Annotated in this window: 15 protein-coding genes; 6 read left to right on the top strand and 9 right to left on the bottom strand. The window is 50.7% G+C overall.

All coding sequences use genetic code 11. The features are described from left to right. Positions 1-39 precede the first annotated feature (39 nt). Positions 40-1,338, top strand: a complete 1,299-nt coding sequence (locus ACSFXJ_RS20700) for an ABC transporter substrate-binding protein (RefSeq protein ID WP_435922247.1) — start codon at positions 40-42, stop codon at positions 1,336-1,338. A 76-nt stretch (positions 1,339-1,414) separates the two neighbouring features. Here the strand turns inward: ACSFXJ_RS20700 and ACSFXJ_RS20695 are convergent, their stop codons facing one another. The 7 genes from ACSFXJ_RS20695 to ACSFXJ_RS20665 form a co-directional block, all read right to left on the bottom strand. Next, positions 1,415-2,530, bottom strand: a complete 1,116-nt coding sequence (locus tag ACSFXJ_RS20695) for a Ger(x)C family spore germination protein (RefSeq protein ID WP_435922246.1) — start codon at positions 2,528-2,530, stop codon at positions 1,415-1,417. Next, positions 2,523-3,605, bottom strand: coding sequence for a GerAB/ArcD/ProY family transporter (locus ACSFXJ_RS20690; protein WP_435922245.1), 1,083 nt, complete (start codon positions 3,603-3,605; stop codon positions 2,523-2,525). The genes ACSFXJ_RS20695 and ACSFXJ_RS20690 overlap by 8 nt, the downstream gene beginning before the upstream one ends. A 9-nt stretch (positions 3,606-3,614) precedes the next feature. Continuing rightward, positions 3,615-5,102, bottom strand: coding sequence for a spore germination protein (locus tag ACSFXJ_RS20685; RefSeq protein ID WP_435922244.1), 1,488 nt, complete (start codon positions 5,100-5,102; stop codon positions 3,615-3,617). 123 nt (positions 5,103-5,225) lie between these two features. Then, positions 5,226-6,017 carry an SDR family oxidoreductase gene (locus ACSFXJ_RS20680; RefSeq protein ID WP_435922243.1) on the bottom strand — a complete coding sequence of 264 codons (792 nt, stop codon included), beginning with the start codon at positions 6,015-6,017 and terminating at the stop codon, positions 5,226-5,228. A gap of 70 nt (positions 6,018-6,087) precedes the next feature. Further along, entirely contained in the window at positions 6,088-6,822 is a 735-nt protein-coding gene (locus tag ACSFXJ_RS20675; protein ID WP_435922242.1) for an HAD family hydrolase, read from the bottom strand. Between the two features lie 2 nt (positions 6,823-6,824). Continuing rightward, entirely contained in the window at positions 6,825-8,333 is a 1,509-nt protein-coding gene (locus tag ACSFXJ_RS20670; protein ID WP_435922241.1) for a response regulator transcription factor, read from the bottom strand. A 19-nt stretch (positions 8,334-8,352) separates the two neighbouring features. After that, positions 8,353-10,116, bottom strand: coding sequence for a cache domain-containing sensor histidine kinase (locus tag ACSFXJ_RS20665; RefSeq protein WP_435922240.1), 1,764 nt, complete (start codon positions 10,114-10,116; stop codon positions 8,353-8,355). A gap of 197 nt (positions 10,117-10,313) precedes the next feature. On the opposite strand from ACSFXJ_RS20665, the gene ACSFXJ_RS20660 reads away from it, so the two are divergent. From ACSFXJ_RS20660 to ACSFXJ_RS20645, 4 genes are all read left to right on the top strand, one after another. Beyond that, entirely contained in the window at positions 10,314-11,639 is a 1,326-nt protein-coding gene (locus ACSFXJ_RS20660) for an ABC transporter substrate-binding protein (RefSeq protein WP_435922239.1), read from the top strand. A 72-nt stretch (positions 11,640-11,711) separates the two neighbouring features. Further along, positions 11,712-12,584, top strand: a complete 873-nt coding sequence (locus ACSFXJ_RS20655; RefSeq protein WP_435922238.1) for a carbohydrate ABC transporter permease — start codon at positions 11,712-11,714, stop codon at positions 12,582-12,584. Next, positions 12,584-13,414, top strand: a complete 831-nt coding sequence (locus tag ACSFXJ_RS20650) for a carbohydrate ABC transporter permease (RefSeq protein WP_435922237.1) — start codon at positions 12,584-12,586, stop codon at positions 13,412-13,414. The genes ACSFXJ_RS20655 and ACSFXJ_RS20650 overlap by 1 nt, the downstream gene beginning before the upstream one ends. Positions 13,415-13,632: 218 nt before the next feature. Beyond that, positions 13,633-13,809 (top strand): hypothetical protein, encoded by a 177-nt coding sequence (locus ACSFXJ_RS20645; protein ID WP_435922236.1) that lies wholly within the window; start codon positions 13,633-13,635, stop codon positions 13,807-13,809. A gap of 77 nt (positions 13,810-13,886) precedes the next feature. On the opposite strand, the gene ACSFXJ_RS20640 is transcribed toward ACSFXJ_RS20645, so the two are convergent. After that, on the bottom strand, positions 13,887-14,807 hold the full coding sequence (locus ACSFXJ_RS20640; protein ID WP_435922235.1) for an AEC family transporter: 921 nt from the start codon (positions 14,805-14,807) through the stop codon (positions 13,887-13,889). Between the two features lie 100 nt (positions 14,808-14,907). Between ACSFXJ_RS20640 and ACSFXJ_RS20635 the strand changes: the two genes are divergently transcribed. Beyond that, a complete protein-coding gene (locus ACSFXJ_RS20635) occupies positions 14,908-15,753 on the top strand; it encodes a GNAT family N-acetyltransferase (protein ID WP_435922234.1) in 846 nt (281 codons plus the stop codon). Here ACSFXJ_RS20635 and ACSFXJ_RS20630 read toward each other — a convergent pair. Continuing rightward, positions 15,728-16,159 carry a threonine/serine exporter family protein gene (locus ACSFXJ_RS20630; protein ID WP_435922233.1) on the bottom strand — a complete coding sequence of 144 codons (432 nt, stop codon included), beginning with the start codon at positions 16,157-16,159 and terminating at the stop codon, positions 15,728-15,730. The two genes, ACSFXJ_RS20635 and ACSFXJ_RS20630, sit on opposite strands and share 26 nt — an antisense overlap. Positions 16,160-16,181: the final 22 nt, after the last annotated feature.

Raw genomic sequence — 16,181 nt, 5'->3', positions numbered from 1 at the left:
GTTCCAATAAAAAAGATAATTTTAGGGGGAAAACAAGTCATGAACAAAAAGCGTTCCTTGGTCATTTTGTCCGTGCTGCTCGTCATGAGTATGATGCTTGCGGCTTGCGGCGGCAATAACAAGGCAAACTCGGGCAACGCCGAAGGCGGCAAATCCGCAAACGGCGAAGTGAAGACGGTTAAGATTTTCCAATTCAAAACCGAAATCGTCGAGGGCTTGAACGAACTGAAGGTTGAGTTCGAAAAAGAATATCCGAACATCAAACTGGATATCCAAACGGTCGGCGGCGGCGCGGACTACGCGGCAGCGTTGAAAACGAAATTCGCATCCGACGACGCTCCGGACATTTTCTCGAACGGCGGATTTGCGGAACTCGATATGTGGCAAGACAAGATTGAAGATCTTTCCGATCAGCCATGGGTGACGGATCTGGTGCCTTTGGCGGCAGAACCAATGACGAAAGACGGCAAAGTTTACGGTATGCCGATGAACCTGGAAGGTATCGGTTATGTCTACAACAAGGACCTGTTCGCAAAAGCAGGCATCACGGAAACACCTAAAACCATTACCGAGCTTGAAGAAGCAGCTAAAAAACTGGAAGCTGCCGGTATTACTCCGTTCGGTAACGCTTATCAAGAATGGTGGTTGCTTGGTAACCAAGGGATCAGCACCGCTTTTGCAAGACAAGACAATGTCGATGAATTTATCAAAGGTTTGAACGAAGGAACTCAAACGATCGTTGACAACCAGCAGTTTAAAGACTGGAGCAACCTGCTTAAATTGACCGTTAAATACGGACAAAAGAACCCGCTGACGACGGATGCCAACACGCACCTTGCCTTGTTCGCGAGCGGCGAAGTGGCGATGATGCAGGAAGGCAACTGGGCGCAAACTTTGATCGACAACATTACTCCGGGAATGAACATCGGAATGTTCCCAATGCCGATCGATGATAATGCAGAAGCGAATGACAAGCTTACTGTAGGTATCCCTGCCAACCTGGTTGTAAACAAGGATTCCGATTCCAAGGAAGAAGCAAAGATCTTCTTGAACTGGCTCGTAACTTCGGATTTGGGTAAAGAGTATATCGTTAAGAAGTGGAAATTCATTCCTGCTCTGACGACGATTCCGGCTTCTGCCGAAGATATCGGCCAGTTGGGCGCAGACGTGAAAACCTATGTGGACGCAAACAAAGTTTACGGCCTGCAATCTTCGAAATTCCCTGACGGCGTAACCCAAGAATTCGCAAGCGTGATCCAAGAGTTCATCGCGGACAAAACCGATGTGAACGGTTGGATGACCAAAATGCAAGCGGCTTGGGACAAGCTGAAGAAGTAAATCTCGGCTTTCATGTATCATAAAAACGGCTTCCGCCCCCTTATTCAAGGGGAGATCGGAGGCCGTTTTTTCATGCTTAATCATAGTAACTGCCGAAATTCTTGATGAGAAATTTAGCTTTCACTTCGATATCCATATTCGCGTACATTTCTCTCCAGTCGGTTTCCTTCCATTTTTTATAGCCCATTTTATTGCGCGCGTATTGGCCGATGCCTATACTGTCGGTGCGGTGTTGCTGAAGTTTGCGAATGACTTGATCGGCCTGCTTTGAAATGTATTCTCCCAGCATCCTTTCCACTTCTTTTCTTTCAGGCGTGCTCAGTTTCATGTTTCCAATATATTCACGCACCCCGCCATCCACGCTAAGATGGATTTCCGCGCGCAGCTTTCCATCCTCGGCCTGCCTGATCTTTATTTTTTTATGGCTATTGATCGCGTCAAACGTGATGGATTTTAATTCCGGCATATCCGAAGTGACCGTAAACATGCCCTTCTCCAGGTTATGATACAAAATAGAGAAGTAGAAAAGCTCCTCCGGCAGCACTTTTCCTACATACCTGTCATTTTGGAACAAGGCGACGCCGTCCGACTCCAGATCCTGCCCATTTTTGCGTAAGATCGTGATGATCGGGTCTTTTCCTTCATCATAATAGTCCCTGAGAAATTCATGCAGCAAAACCCGGGGCGTGGTCTCCAATTCGAATTCCTTGGTCAACAGCTGGTCAATATATTTCCCGGCTGGCGGATGACCCGGATAGTCCGAGGAAATGACCTCGTTGGCCGAGCCCTCCACAACGACGAGCCCTGCCCGTTTCGAAATCGTAGAATCGCGCAAGAAGGTATCTAAATGTTTGAAAAGTCCCTGACTTGCCAATTCCCCACTAATCAAAATGGTCCGTAGCTGCCCACTGACCAGTTTTTTGCTCGTTCTGCGGGAAAGGATATTCCGCGCTTCTTTGCCGCTGCCCGTCACTACGGTCAATATTTCATCCTTTTGGCTCGTCCTGTTTTCGGGATTCAATAGCAACGGCACCAGGAAGGTGAGCTTGACCCGGTTCGGACTGCCCTGAACGGCATCGTAGCCTGCCGTGCGGATATAGCCGATTTGTTCCAGTATATTTCTGTCCTGGGCGCAAGCGGTAAGCAGAAGCAAGCAGGTTCCGCCGACCAAGAGAAGCAGCTTTTTACGCATGGGCATCTTTCCCTTTCTTTAGCAGCAGCGCGAGCAGGGCGAGGATAGGGAGAACGAGGGCGACTCCAAGCTGGAAGTAGGTAAGCTTTCCGAACCACTGCTCGACAACTATTAACGTTTTCGGCATCCGGCTAACAAAATATGTAATCAGTATCAGAAGAAACAGTACCCACTTTTTGTTGAGACGCGGCATCAATTCAGTGAATACAAGCTGACTGGACCAGAAATACATGCCTGACGTGAATAAGATCGAAAGCACGAAAAAGCTGTAAAGAAAGTTTTGAATCCGTTCCGCAAACGGAAAACGCAGGTATCCGAACATCTCGAGAAGCGGGAAGGAAAGGTGCGGAAGTTCCAGGTAATTAAAAAAACCGTAACATTCGATCGTCACCAGCAGATACATGAGGAAGGTGAATCCGTTCCCGAAATGCACGTATTTCAGCCACTTTTTACCCTTTTCCGCAAACGGAAACAGAAAAATGGTCAGTTCATAGCCCAAAAATGCCTCGTACAATTTGATCCAGCCTTGCCCCATATCTTGCCCTCCCTGAAATAAAAACGGAGTCATTCGAACCAGGTCCATCTCCATCCAGAACGCAATGCTGATCGGAAGCAACGATAATACGACAAACACGATCAGTACGTTTGCCTTTGACATATTGTAAATCCCCTTTATCACCAGCAAAAAGACTAATACATCGATAACCAGCTTAAGATGAGAGTCGGAAGTATGGGGGAAAATGAGCATCTGATAGATCATGACGTATTGTTTGACGACGAGACATCCCACCATAGCCATGGCGGAGCCCATCACCAGATAAATCGGAACAAGGATCCAACGCGGAAGCCCCGATTTCAAAATCTCGAATACCGATTTTCCTTTCCCCAACCGGTACACGGAGTTGATCAATATGATGTTCAAACTGATGAAAAAAAACATGGGGATCAGTGCCGCCCAGCCGTTGGTGCCGAAGTGAGTGGCCAACAGTCGCGGCAGAGTAAAGACCACGACTCCGACTTGGGTGTTGTAAATGATGGCGGCGATGTTAAACCGGCTCAACTTCTCTTGGGACAAAGGGATCACCTATTTCTTCATCTTGTTTGGATTTTTATTTTTTGAGGATGCCTGGGTGGGACGGCTATGAAAAGACCAGAACGGCCCCCGGACAAAAATGTCTTTCCAGTCCACCGGTTTCGTCGGGGCAGCCGGAAGCGTGTAAGGGGCTCCGAGGCTGGTCAGCTTGGACAAATGAATAATCAGCAGTCCGATGCCCGAGATCAACCCGAAATTTCCGAGCATGCCGGACAGTATGATGAACCCGAACCGGATGAGCCGGATCGATCCGCTCATGACATAGCTGGGCACGACAAAAGAAGCGATGGCCGACATCGCGACCGAGATGATCAAAATGTTGCTGGTAAAGCCGGCATCCACGGCCGCGGTCCCGATCACAATCCCGCCGACGATGCCGATCGTTTGTCCGATTTTCGTCGGCAGGCGCGCGCCGGCTTCCCGCAGCATCTCGATCGTCGTTTCCATGAGCAGCGCTTCGATGATCGGGGGAAAAGGCACCCTGCTTCTCGACTCCGTCAGCGAGGACAGCATGTTTTCCGGAATCAGCTCATAATGATAAGTCGTAATTGCGACATAAAGGGGCGTAAGCGTAATGGTAATGATAAACGCCAAATATCTGAGTAGACGAAGCGCGCTGCCGACAACCCATCGGTTGTAATAATCGTCCGGGGTCGTAAAAAATTCAAAAAAGCTGGATGGAGCGATAATGACGGATGGGCTTTGGTCCGCCATCACGATGATCTTTCCCTCGACGAGTTTGGATATGGAAATATCCGGACGTTCCGAGGTTTGAAACAGCGGAAACATCGCGTTGGGGAAATCATCGATCATCTGAGTCAGCATGAGCCCGTCATAAACGCCGCTGAATTCGATGCTTTGAATCCTTTCGGCCATCCGGTCCGCAAATTCTTTATCCGCTATTCCTTCGATATACAGGAGATATACCTTCGTCTTTGTAATTTCCCCGACCTTAAACTCCCGAACCTTCAAGCGGTTGCTTTTGACTTTGCGGCGCATCAGGGAGAGATTCGTATCGATCGATTCGATAAACGCATCATGGGGACCGGTAATGGCGCTTTCCGACTGGGATTGTTCAATGCTCCGTTTTTCGGGTCCGTAAACATCAATAAGAAACACGCCTTGAGGCGCGAAAAGAGCGGCTTTTCCGTCAAGAATTCCGTTGACGGTATCCTTTGCATCCGGGGGTTCGGAAAACTGGGATTCCTTCAACAAATCACCCAGTTCCTCGGACTTTATGTTCCGGAGCGGATTTAGAACGTCGCGTTCGTAGATGTCATTATTGATAAGATGAGAAAAATAGACAAGGTCCGCCTGAAGGAGGGGGAGCGAGAGCCGTGTCAAGTCGTTGCAATCCTTAAACTCCTCCAGAATCGTTTCGAGCGTGAGAGGGCCGGTTACTTGCGGCACGCCTTGAGGGTGTTTTTCCGTCGAAGCGCTGCTGGACCATTTCTGTTTAAGTTTTTTGAAAAATGACATAAGCTTCCATCCCCTCCCTAGAGTTTGGACGTATTATGTGACAGTGGAGGAAAAATATACACGAAAAGCCAGCCCTGAACTCTTTGTTCAGGGCTGGCTTATGGAACTGAGGGAGCTTGGGACCTACCCGCGCAGAAGGGACTCGGCTCCGTCCACGTAAATCTCCGTACCGGTCAGATGGAAAGACTCGTCCGAAGCGAGGAATAGAACGAGATTCGCGACCTGCTCGGGTTTTCCGGGGGCCCGTTCAAGAGGATGGCTCCCTTCCGGAAATTCGACGGGGATTTTGACTTCCTGCAAATCGTCCGTAGGATGGGTATTGTCCCCGATATTCGTCTCGATCGCCCCCGGACAGATCGCGTTGACGCGGATACCGTATCGGGCCAGCTCCAGGGCGGCCATTTTCATGAACGCGACCTGAGCGGCCTTGGAGGAAGCGTAGGCCGAAAAGCCGATTCCGGAAAATACTCTGTTCCCGTTGATCGAGCTGGTGATGACGATGCTGCCGCCGTTTTCCTTCATGTAAGGAATAGCGTATTTTACGGTCGCGAACGTGCCGCGCAAATTGATGCTCAGCGTTTGATCCCAATCGCCGATTTCCATCGTTTCGATTGGAGCCATCGTTCCGTTAATGCCGGCGTTGGCGAATACGACATCCACGCTGCCCGCTTCGTCCGCGATCCGGCGAAATCCTTGTTCGATCATTTCGGGACGGGAAATATCGCATTCGATCACCGTGGCCGCACCACCGGCGGATTCGATGACCCGCTTCGTTTCCTCCGCGTTCTCCGGGGTGCGGTCCAGCATGTACACCTTTGCCCCATGCTGCGCAAACCGGATGGCCGTCGCTTTTCCGATCCCGGATCCTCCTCCGGTCACTACGGCGATCTTGTCTCTCAATCTGAGTTCATTCATGCGATTTCGCTCCTCTCTGAAAGCTGCGGAATCATGTCAGTAGTTTAATACCCTGCCATCCCGCGCTGAATCAGAGAGAACGCAGCTTCCGGGCAAGCTCCTCGTAACTTGAAGCCGTTTCGTGGGGCCGGTGCCCGGATTCGGGCTGTGCGGCGCGGTGATTGAACCATATGACCTTCCAACCGGCATCCACAGCCCCGACGACGTCATTCCTCCAGGAGTCCCCGATATAACAGCAGGAAGCGGGAGAAAGTCCCAGCTTGTCCGCGACGTGATCGAACAGCTTGCGGTCGGGTTTCGTGATCCCGACGGCTCCGGAAATGAAGATCCGCTCCGGCGGGATCAGTTCCAACACGCCGAGCGCTTCAATTTTCTTCATCTGATGCTCAGGCGGGCCATTGGTAATCAGCCCGACGATGCAGCCGTTATCTATAAGCGAAGCCATCAACGAACGGGCGCCGTCGAACAAACGAATATCGAACTGGCGGCTTAAATACTCGGACTGGACTCGGGCCGCCTGAAGCTCAGTCAACTCGACGCCGAATTCTCCGAGGGCAAGTTTGAATCGGCTGGTCCGCATTTCTTCCAGTTCACGGCCATGCGTAGGCGTTCCTCCGGCCCGTGCCGAGAGAAGATCGCTGTAATAGCGCATTCTGTGATAGGCAGGGGCATAGGGAAAGTCGGGGCCAGTGCCAAGAACATTTTGAAGCGCTTCGCGGAAAGGAATCAAATGATCGTACAGCGTATCGTCCACATCGAAAAAAACAGCGTGTATCTTTTGGTTACTAACGGCGTCTTTATTCATCTTTATTGAAAACTCCCTTTATATTCGGTCGGGCTATACCCCGTATATTCTTTAAATACTTTTGAAAAATAATGCTGATCGCTGAACGCCAGCGCGTCCGAGATTTCCTTGAATTTCATGTCCGGTTTGTCCGCCATAAGCCTGCAGGCCTCATTGATTTTCAGCTTGGTGTAATATTGCACAAAGGTGTTATGCGTCTGTTTTTTGATGACGCGGCTAATGTAAGAGGGGCTGACGTGAAACCTCTGCGCGACATCGTTAATGGAAAGCTGGGAATACATATTCTTTTTCAAAAATTCGTCCAGCCGCCCGAACAATTCCTGACCGCTTTTCCGGCTGAGAGCCTGCAATATTTCAAAGCATTGATCGCTCCATTCCAGCAGCGCCTTTTCGAACCCGGCATAAGTTTCGTGGTCGAACAACCGGTTCGAAACTTCTTCGAGGCGGATCCGGATTTCGGCATCGCGATCCTGGAGCAACCGGGCAAACGTGTCGATCAGCATGCGGACAAAGCTCTCGAGCTCGGCGAGTCTCGCATTGCCCTCGGCCCATTTGGCGAGCTGCTCGGTCAGCTTGAGTTTAAATTGCTCCTTCCGGCGGCCGCGGATCATCTCCGCGAAACCGGTCGTCAGCGACGGGTCCGTATGGATGTGTCCCGAACCTGAAATTGTAGTTGGCTGGCCGCGATCCAGTAACACGCATCCCCGATTGATAAGCTGCTGCTCGTTCAACAGTTCCGTTAACCGGTAATAGAGCTCCGGAAGCTTGACGGGTTCGGCCGCTTGAAGCTGTCCGCCTATCGTTACGTCCATGCCTCCGGAGTGAAGCTCCCGCCGAGCCGCCTCCATGCATTCGTATAACGAGGAAAATAACCCGGTTACCGTCGCACTGACCAGAACCAGAAACTGATTGGAGTCGGGCGTCGGGAAAACGAAGCAGGCATGAGGAGCGAAAATACCGGATAATAAGCGCTGGGCGACATCCGGGTTCCAAGCGTTTAGTCTGTTCGTGAACGGCTGTCTGCGGATAACGAACATCAGTTTGGCGTAGAGATGAAAGTGCTCGCCCGGCTGCATTTTTTCATGGTAGCTCGGATCCACGATTTCTTTTAACACACTCGCATCGCTGCGAGCCTGACGCTCCAAGTGCTCGATCCCGCGTTTCATGACTTCCGCAAGCTGACTGCGTTCCACCGGTTTGAGCAAATAATCGAACACCTGAAGATTCAAAGCCTTTCGGGTATACTCAAAATCGTTATATCCGCTGATCAATACAACGACCAGATTCGGATTGATCTGCTTCGCCTTTTCGATTAAGGCCAAACCGTCCATCTTCGGCATCCGGATATCGGTCAAAAGCAGGTGAATATCTTGCTTTCCGATCGTTTCGAGCGCTTCTTCGCCATTCGCGGCGGTGGCTGCCACCCGGACCGGCAGCTCCAGCGAACCTAACAACGTTTGGATATTCCGTAAAATCGGTTTACTGTCCTCGGCGATCAATACGTGATACATGGCTTCCCCTCCTGAAAAGTCAGTAAAAGTCTTTGGCAAGCGAGCCGATGATTTGGATGGTGGCGCCTTTTTCGTTTCCGGAATGATTGAAAATATTAAAAAACAGGCGGTTCCCGTACATCAGTTTCAGGCGGTTCACGCTGTTGACGATCCCCATGTTGCCGATGGACGCGCCCTGTTCACGGCCTTCGGGGGAGGCCGAATCCGACTCGCCCAAATTGTCCAGGATTTCGCTGATTTTGCCCAGTGGGAATCCGTCCCCGTTATCCCTGATTTCGATCGCCCAAACCCCTTTAAATTGCTTCACCGTGATTTTGATGTGCCACGGAGGATCGGTATGGCTAAATGCATGTTCGATGCAATTTTCCACGAAAGGCTGGATAACGAGCCGCGGAAGCTCGATATTCCGGGACAGCTCGTCCGCTTCGATTTCCCATTCGAGATCCTCCTCGTATTTATGCTGGACAAGCGACAGGTAGTGCCGGGTATGCTCCAGCTCTTCGGCCAAAGTGACATGCGCATAAGGCGATGACACGATATACCGCAAACTGTCCGAGAGGTGCTTGCACATATCGGATACCGCGTCGTTTTTGCCCTCCTGGGCCGCAATGCTGATCAAATAGAGGACATTATGGATAAAATGCGGGGCAATCTGTGCCTGCAGCGCCGAATTGCGAGCCTTGACCTCCTCATGGAGCGCTATTTTCTCCCTGTCGATCGATTCCTGGAGCCGCTCCATCAAATCCTGAAACGCTTCGTTTAGCAAAAGCAAATCGTTGTTCTGCGGCTTGCTGTCGACTTTAACGTTCAAATTGCTGTAATTGATGCGCCAAATTTGGCTGCGCAGCTTCCGGATCGGGAGGAGCAGGTTGCGCGTCGTAAAATAAATATAGACGAACGAAAGCACCATCAAAGAAGAAATCAGCAAAATGGAGATATATTTGACCGAATTGACAGAGCCTAGAACCGCCTTCTTCGGTGTCGTAAGATAGGTGGTCCATCCGGTAATCTCCGAACGGGAATAGGCGACATAGTTTTGAAATTTATCGGCATAGACGCCTTCGCCTTTGAGCTCCTCTTGTAGAACGGCATGCTTCGGATCGGCATTTGTGCCTGTGATCAGGCGGTTCTCTCCGTCGAGAACATAAACCTCGCCTTTACCGACGCCTTCCGTGAGCCTTTGCAAATAAGCCAGGTCGGATTGGATTCGGAGGTAGCCGTAAACCTTGCCGTTCTGATCATTGACCGCGCGGATAAAGGACAGGATATCGCCTTGCCGCGTCAAAATGAAATCCCCGCGTCCCCATTGCACATCGCCCAGCGGTTCGTCCAGAAAGGATTGGAGCGACGTGGAGCTTCCTTTGGAGCCGAGATAGGACACGAACAGGGAGCCCTGCTTGTCGTAAATCACCATATCCTTAATGTTCATGCTTGGGCCGATCGCCTGGAACATGATGTCCTTCAGCTTTCGCGTCAATTGGAACCTTTCGGCGTCAAGGGAAGGTAGAGCCCCTTTTTCCAGGATGGCAAAAATGTCCTTGCTCGACAAGATACGCTGGGATAGCTGGTTTTGGCCGTCGATGTAAAAATCGATTTGATCGCTCACCTTGCCTGCGGCTTCGAGCGTCTCATGAACCGTCGTGTTTTTCAGCGGCTTGATCACGATGAGATTGACGAAAATGATAAAGCAGACGAGTACAAAAAGGAGCAGGGAGATAAAGGTCAAAAAAACCCTGGTTTGCAAACTGAATTGAAGTTTTTCGCGACCCGGCATTCGTATCATGCTGTCGGTATCCTCCTTTTCGACATGGTTCGAGGGGTTCATGATGAAATAACTGTACCATTTCGGTTCACGAAGTGACAACGGTTTCAAGTTCAGAATTTTACACATCAAGAGTCATCTACAGACATGTACCGGAAACGAGTCGAAATTTATAATCAAGATGTAAACGCATTCAAATGAACAGAGGGGGATTTGCCTTGAACATCAAGACAAAAAGAATGACAACGATGATGATGGCGGCACTGTTATCGGTTTCTCTGGCCGCATGCGGATCTGGCGGCTCCAAATCCGGAAACTCGGCGGATGGAGGGAACGGAAACGGCGGAAGCAACGGAAAGAAAGTAACGATTGAATTAGCCATTTCCAAAAGCTCGCAAGACTCGGCGTTCATTCAACAAGACCTGCTCGACGAGTTTGAAAAGAAAACGAATATTCACGTTAATCTTCAATTGATCCCCGCAGAGCAGTCGACGACCGTGCTGCAAACCAAACTGGCCGTAAACGAAGCGCCGGACATTATTCAATACAACCTGGCCAGCGCGACGACGGACCTCAACCTCGAACGCAATTTTGAAATTTTGGATAACGAGCCATGGGTCAGCCGGATTTTGAATAAAGACGTCCTGTCGGCATACGGACATGTGTACAGCTTTCATGTGAGTCAGGATACAGGCATGCAGGGGGTCGTATACAACAAGCAAATCTTCGAAGACCTGGGGTTGACGATTCCGAATAACTTTGAAGAATTTCTGGCGGTTTGCGAGAAAATCAAAGCCAGCGGCATAACGCCCGTCTTCATGCCTTATAAGGATAACTGGGCCGCAAACATCTGGCCTGCTGCCGCGTTTGCCGACTTTGTCGCGAAGAACGATCCGAGCTTTTTTGACGATCTGAACAGCAACAAAAGAAAATGGTCCGACATTCCGGAATTCAAAACATTTCTGCAGCAACAATACGATGTCTACAAGAAAGGCTACACCAACGCCGATGTTCTAAGCGACAGCTACGACATGGCCGTAGGCAAATTTTTGAACAAGGAAGTCGCCATGATGTTCATGGGCGATTGGCTGATCGAGGGAGTGGCGCAGCAGGATCCGAACATGAAGCTCGGGGTGTTCCCGATTCCTTCCTCGGATGACGCCAAATTGGGAGCGAGTCCGCTCGGCGGCCAGCTGTTCATTCCGAAGAAGGCGAAGCATTTGAACGAGGCCAAGCAATTCCTTGAATTTATGGGTTCCAAGGAAATCGCGCAAAAAATCGTGGATTCCAAAGGCTACGTGTCCAACCTGAACGATGTGACGACGCCGGAGCTTCCGGCATACAAAAAGGAAATCGTGGACAATTACATTACGCCGAAGAAAACCGTACTGACAACGGATGCCTTTATGCTGGTGGACCGCAGCGAGCTGTACCGGTTGCTGCAGGATCAATTCGCCGGCGGATTGACGCCGGAGGAAGTGCTGAAGGCCTGGGACGAAAAATTCAGTCAACTGATGAAAGACAAGGGAATCGCCGGCTTCTAAGCGGCAAAATCCAAGGCAGCATAAGGTCCGCCGGGCTTTATGCTGCCCCAGGCTATCGTGGGGTGTGAGGAAATGAAATCATTAAAAAACTTGTACTCGTATTATCTGGTTTTGCCGGCCTTGTTGATCTATTCCATCTTTTTCGTCGTCCCTGCACTGGCGGGCTTTTACTATTCGTTTACCGACTGGCGCCTCGACCGGCTTACGATCGATTTTGTCGGGTGGGACAACTTCGTAAAGATCTTTCACGACAAAACGCTTTCCCTGGCGCTCAAAAACACGTTAATCTTCGCCGTGGCGACCGTCATCGGCAAAAACGTGATCGGGATCATCCTCGCCGTTGCATTGAACATGAGATTGAAATCAAAAAATTTATTGCGCGCCATCTTTTATTCCCCGTCCATCTTGAGTATTTTGGTGATCGGCATCGTGTTTACGCCTCTATTGCGTACCGAAGGGGCGGTCAACAAGCTGCTTGACGCGGTGGGACTTCATGCGTTAAGCCAGGCTTGGCTTACGAATCCGTCCATCGTCATCTGGACGATCGCGGCGATTTCGATCTGGCAAAGCGCCGGTTTCCAAATGGCCATTTACCTCGCCGGCCTTCAATCGATCTCCCAGGAATACTATGAAGCGGCGACCATCGACGGAGCAAGTTCATGGAAAAAGTTCACGAAAATCACGCTGCCGCTTCTGCTGCCGGCGATCAATATAAACCTGATGCTGACGCTGATCGGCGGGCTTAAGGTTTTCTCGGAAGTGTTCGTCTTGACGGGCGGCGGCCCGGGGAACGCTTCGCAAGTGGTCGGAACGATCATTCTGCGCTCTTTCGGCGAAGGAAGCTGGGGGATGGGGACCGCCATCAACACGCTCCTGTTCGTCGCCGTAACGATCATAGCCATTCCGCTTCTGGTGTTTATGCGGCGTAAGGAGGTCACGGAATAATGGGATTCACGCGCAAACTCGCCATACGCAACTATATCGTCGAAGGTATCCTGATTCTTTCTTCTTTGATCATCATTTTGCCTCTGTTGATTATGATATTCGGCTCGTTCAAAACGAGCGCCGAGGTGCTTAGCTTTTCCTTGAGTTTTCCGGAAAAATGGATGTTCTCCAACTATGCGAAAGTATTTGAGGAAGGCGGGATTGCCCGGGCTTTCATGAACAGCTTGTGGATTACGGGGATCTCGTCCGTCATCAATATCGTCGCTTCTTCGGCGGCCTCCTTCATATTGACGCGCCGGGAAACCAAGCTTGCGAACATGCTTTACATGTTTTTCTTCATGGGCCTCATCGCCCCGATGTCGACCATCACGACCATTCGGATCGTGCAATGGCTGGGCTTTTACGGCAGCATCACGAGCGTTATCCTCATCTACGCGTCTTTGAACACCGCCTTCAGCGTATTTCTGTACAGCGGATTTATCAAGACGATACCTAAAGCGCTGGATGAAGTGGCCTTTCTGGAAGGAGCGAGCGTATTCGGGGTATTCTTCCGGATCGTCACCCCGCTGATTCTGCCCGTAAATGCGACGGTGGCCATCATGGTGTTCATGTCGGTTTGGAATGACATCACGATTCCGCTTTACTTTCTTACGGACAGTTCCAACTGGACCATGCCGCTCTCCATCTACAATTTTTACGGAAAATACAGCCGGGACTGGAACCTGATTTTTGCCAACCTTGTGCTGACATCGTTACCCGTTTTTATCCTATATTTGTTCGGACAAAAATATATCGTCAGCGGCCTGACGGCGGGAGCCGTGAAAGGCTGATCCGGAAAAAAAACGGGTTCAAGGAGGAAATGGGAAGATCCGGGAGGATCGGGGAGGAACTTTAAGATATATTCCGCTCCATTTGGCACAGCCGCATGAGGGGATTTTTATCCCGGATACGGAGAGGAGAGTCCGTTTTCCCTAAGGGGCAGGAAGCTCTATACTTATACATGTGTCAAAATAACGTTAATTGCAACGTAATCGGGAGATGACTTTACTTGGCTTATGATGAAGTGTTGGAACGCCGGAGTGAGATGCTGAAACGACGGATTGGCGAAATGATCGCCAGGGAGAACCAATATGGATTAGGAAAGCAAGAGGGTCGATTCCTGCAGAGAATGATTAAGGAATTGCATCAAACGGCGTATGAAATGAACGCAAAGTCCGAAGTTTAAAGGGACGGTTTACGGAAGAAGTCAAAGCAAGGGCCGGTCACGGAGGGGATTCTTCCATGACCGGCCCTTTGCCTGTTTTAAACCAAATATTTCGATAAAGAGATCAATGCCGTAATCGTCACGATATTTAGCAGCGTGGAGATCAACACGGTTTGGGATGCAAAATCCGGTTCGTTGCCGTATTCTTCCGCCAAAATCGTACTGTTGACCCCCGTCGGCATGCCCGAGGCGATCAGCAATGCTTGTGCTGGGATTCCTTTGAGGCCGAGCAGGAAAATCAGCAGGAATCCGATCGCAGGACCGATCAGCAAGCGGAGCAGGACACTGAGGTAAACGTCGAACCGGTCCAGCCGCAGCGGATACTTTACGATTTGCGCTCCCAGGGTAAGCAGGGCTATGCTGACCATCGAGTCGGAAACGTAGCCGAGCGGCTTCCCGAGAAATTCGGGCAATGGCAAATGAAGAACATGGAACCCGAGACCGAGCACGAGGGCGTAAGGGACCGGCATTTTCAAAAAGCCGATCAACGCTGCCTTCAGCGTGCCACCGGTCTTGGCCCGCTGGACGGACATAACGCCATAAGTAAAGGTGACCAGACTTTGAAAGGTCATGATCAGCGCCTGAAGGGATGCCGCCAGCGGATCGCCCTTGAAGGCGAGCTGGTTGATCGGCAAGCCGTAGTTGCCGGAATTGTCGAGAATCAGGCTATTCGTAAATGCCGCCTTCATGCCGCGGGAGAATTTCATCCGCCGGCTGACCTTGCTGACCACATACAGAAGGAGGACGTAGAGCGCATAAAACAACGTAACGCTTCCCAACAGCTCCGGCGACATGGCGGACTGGTACATGCTTAAAAACACGACGGCGGGCGTGATATAATAAAAATTAATTTTAGCCAGGGTATACAGATCCAACTTAAAGGCCCGCTGCATTAAGGCTCCCAGCCCGATGAGGACGAAGATCGGCAAAACGACATCCAGCAAAATTTGAGCAATCATCTTGGGTGTTCATCTTCTTTCTATGCGAGTGGATTGGGGGCTTAGCCCGCAAGTTATTATATCATGATCTTTTGCCGCACAAAGAGGAGGTTATAAAAGCATGGACAACACCAGATTTCCGACGAACCGGATATTGGCCGAGGTCGAGCGGATCGTCAGCCTGGAAATGGAACTGACCCGTTTCAATGCCCTCCGGGCTTTATCTCCGGAAGACAAAAAGCTGGAGGTCCTAAAGATGGGATCGGCCTCCTTGCTCTTAGATCCCGCTTCTCCGCAATCCACCTACTACAACCGGGTTATCGGACTCGGTCCCGGCGACTTGGATAAGCTGCCTGAAATTATGAACCTTTATGGACGGCACGGGATTTCGCCATGCATTGATATGACGCCGGACAAGCAAAGCGGGGAGGTGGCGGAAGCTTTATCCGCCTTGGGTTACGTTCCCCGGCTGCAGCTTGCCTTTTTGTCGCTCGAGGTGGACCGGGCAACCGTAATTAAGGATGAACAATCCCGCTCCTTCCGCTTAGACCCCGTGACTTTGGATAATGCGGAGGAATATTTGGGCATGATCGCCCGCTCCAATGGCGGGATGAGACTGGAGGAAGATGTGATCGGGCGCAAAAAAGGCTATTTCTGCAAACCCGAGTTCAGGAACTGGATCGTCCGGTCGGGAGAGGAACCGGCAGCTATGGGGTCTTTGTTCATTCGCGGCGAAGAAGGCTATATCGCCAATGACTTCACGTTTCCGCAGTTCCGGGGCGGCGGTTACCAAACGGCGCTCATCCGCGAACGGATCAGAACGGCCAAAGCAACGGGCCTGACAAGACTTTACGCCGACGTGGAGTTCGGCAGCGTCAGTCATCACAATATGTTAAAAGCAGGCTTCCATACCGTATTCGTCAATTCCTTCTGGATCAAAGTCAGGGAAGGCGGATTTTCCGGATAATCTGATTCAACACCTCGGAAAGCACCAATCCGATGGCGATCGAGCCCGAGATCAGAAAGGCCTGCGCGGCCAACTGAACGGCCATATTATATTCGCTCGAGACAAAGTTCCGCATGGCATCATAGGCCATTCCGCCGGGGACCAGGGGAATGATGCCCGATACGCTGAAGAGAATGACGGGCTTTTTGTAGATTCTGGCGAAAATTTGGCTGATCACCCCTACGATCAAGGTAGCGGCGACGGTGGCATATATCGTATCCAGGCGTTCGTCCAGCAAAAAGTAAACGGCCCAGCCCGCCATGCCGGAAAATCCGCATTGCAGCAAGGTCCGTTTCGGGGCGTTAAAAATGATGCCGAATGCGGCGGATGCGATAAAGCTGGTAATTAAATGGAGAACCAGATTCATGGCGGATGAATTCCCCTTTTTT

Source organism: Paenibacillus salivarius, assembly GCF_051307165.1.
In the GTDB taxonomy this organism is placed as follows: Bacteria; Bacillota; Bacilli; order Paenibacillales; family Paenibacillaceae; genus Fontibacillus.
The sequence above is the reverse complement of the archived record's forward strand: the minus strand, read 5'-3'. Positions and strand labels throughout refer to the sequence as shown.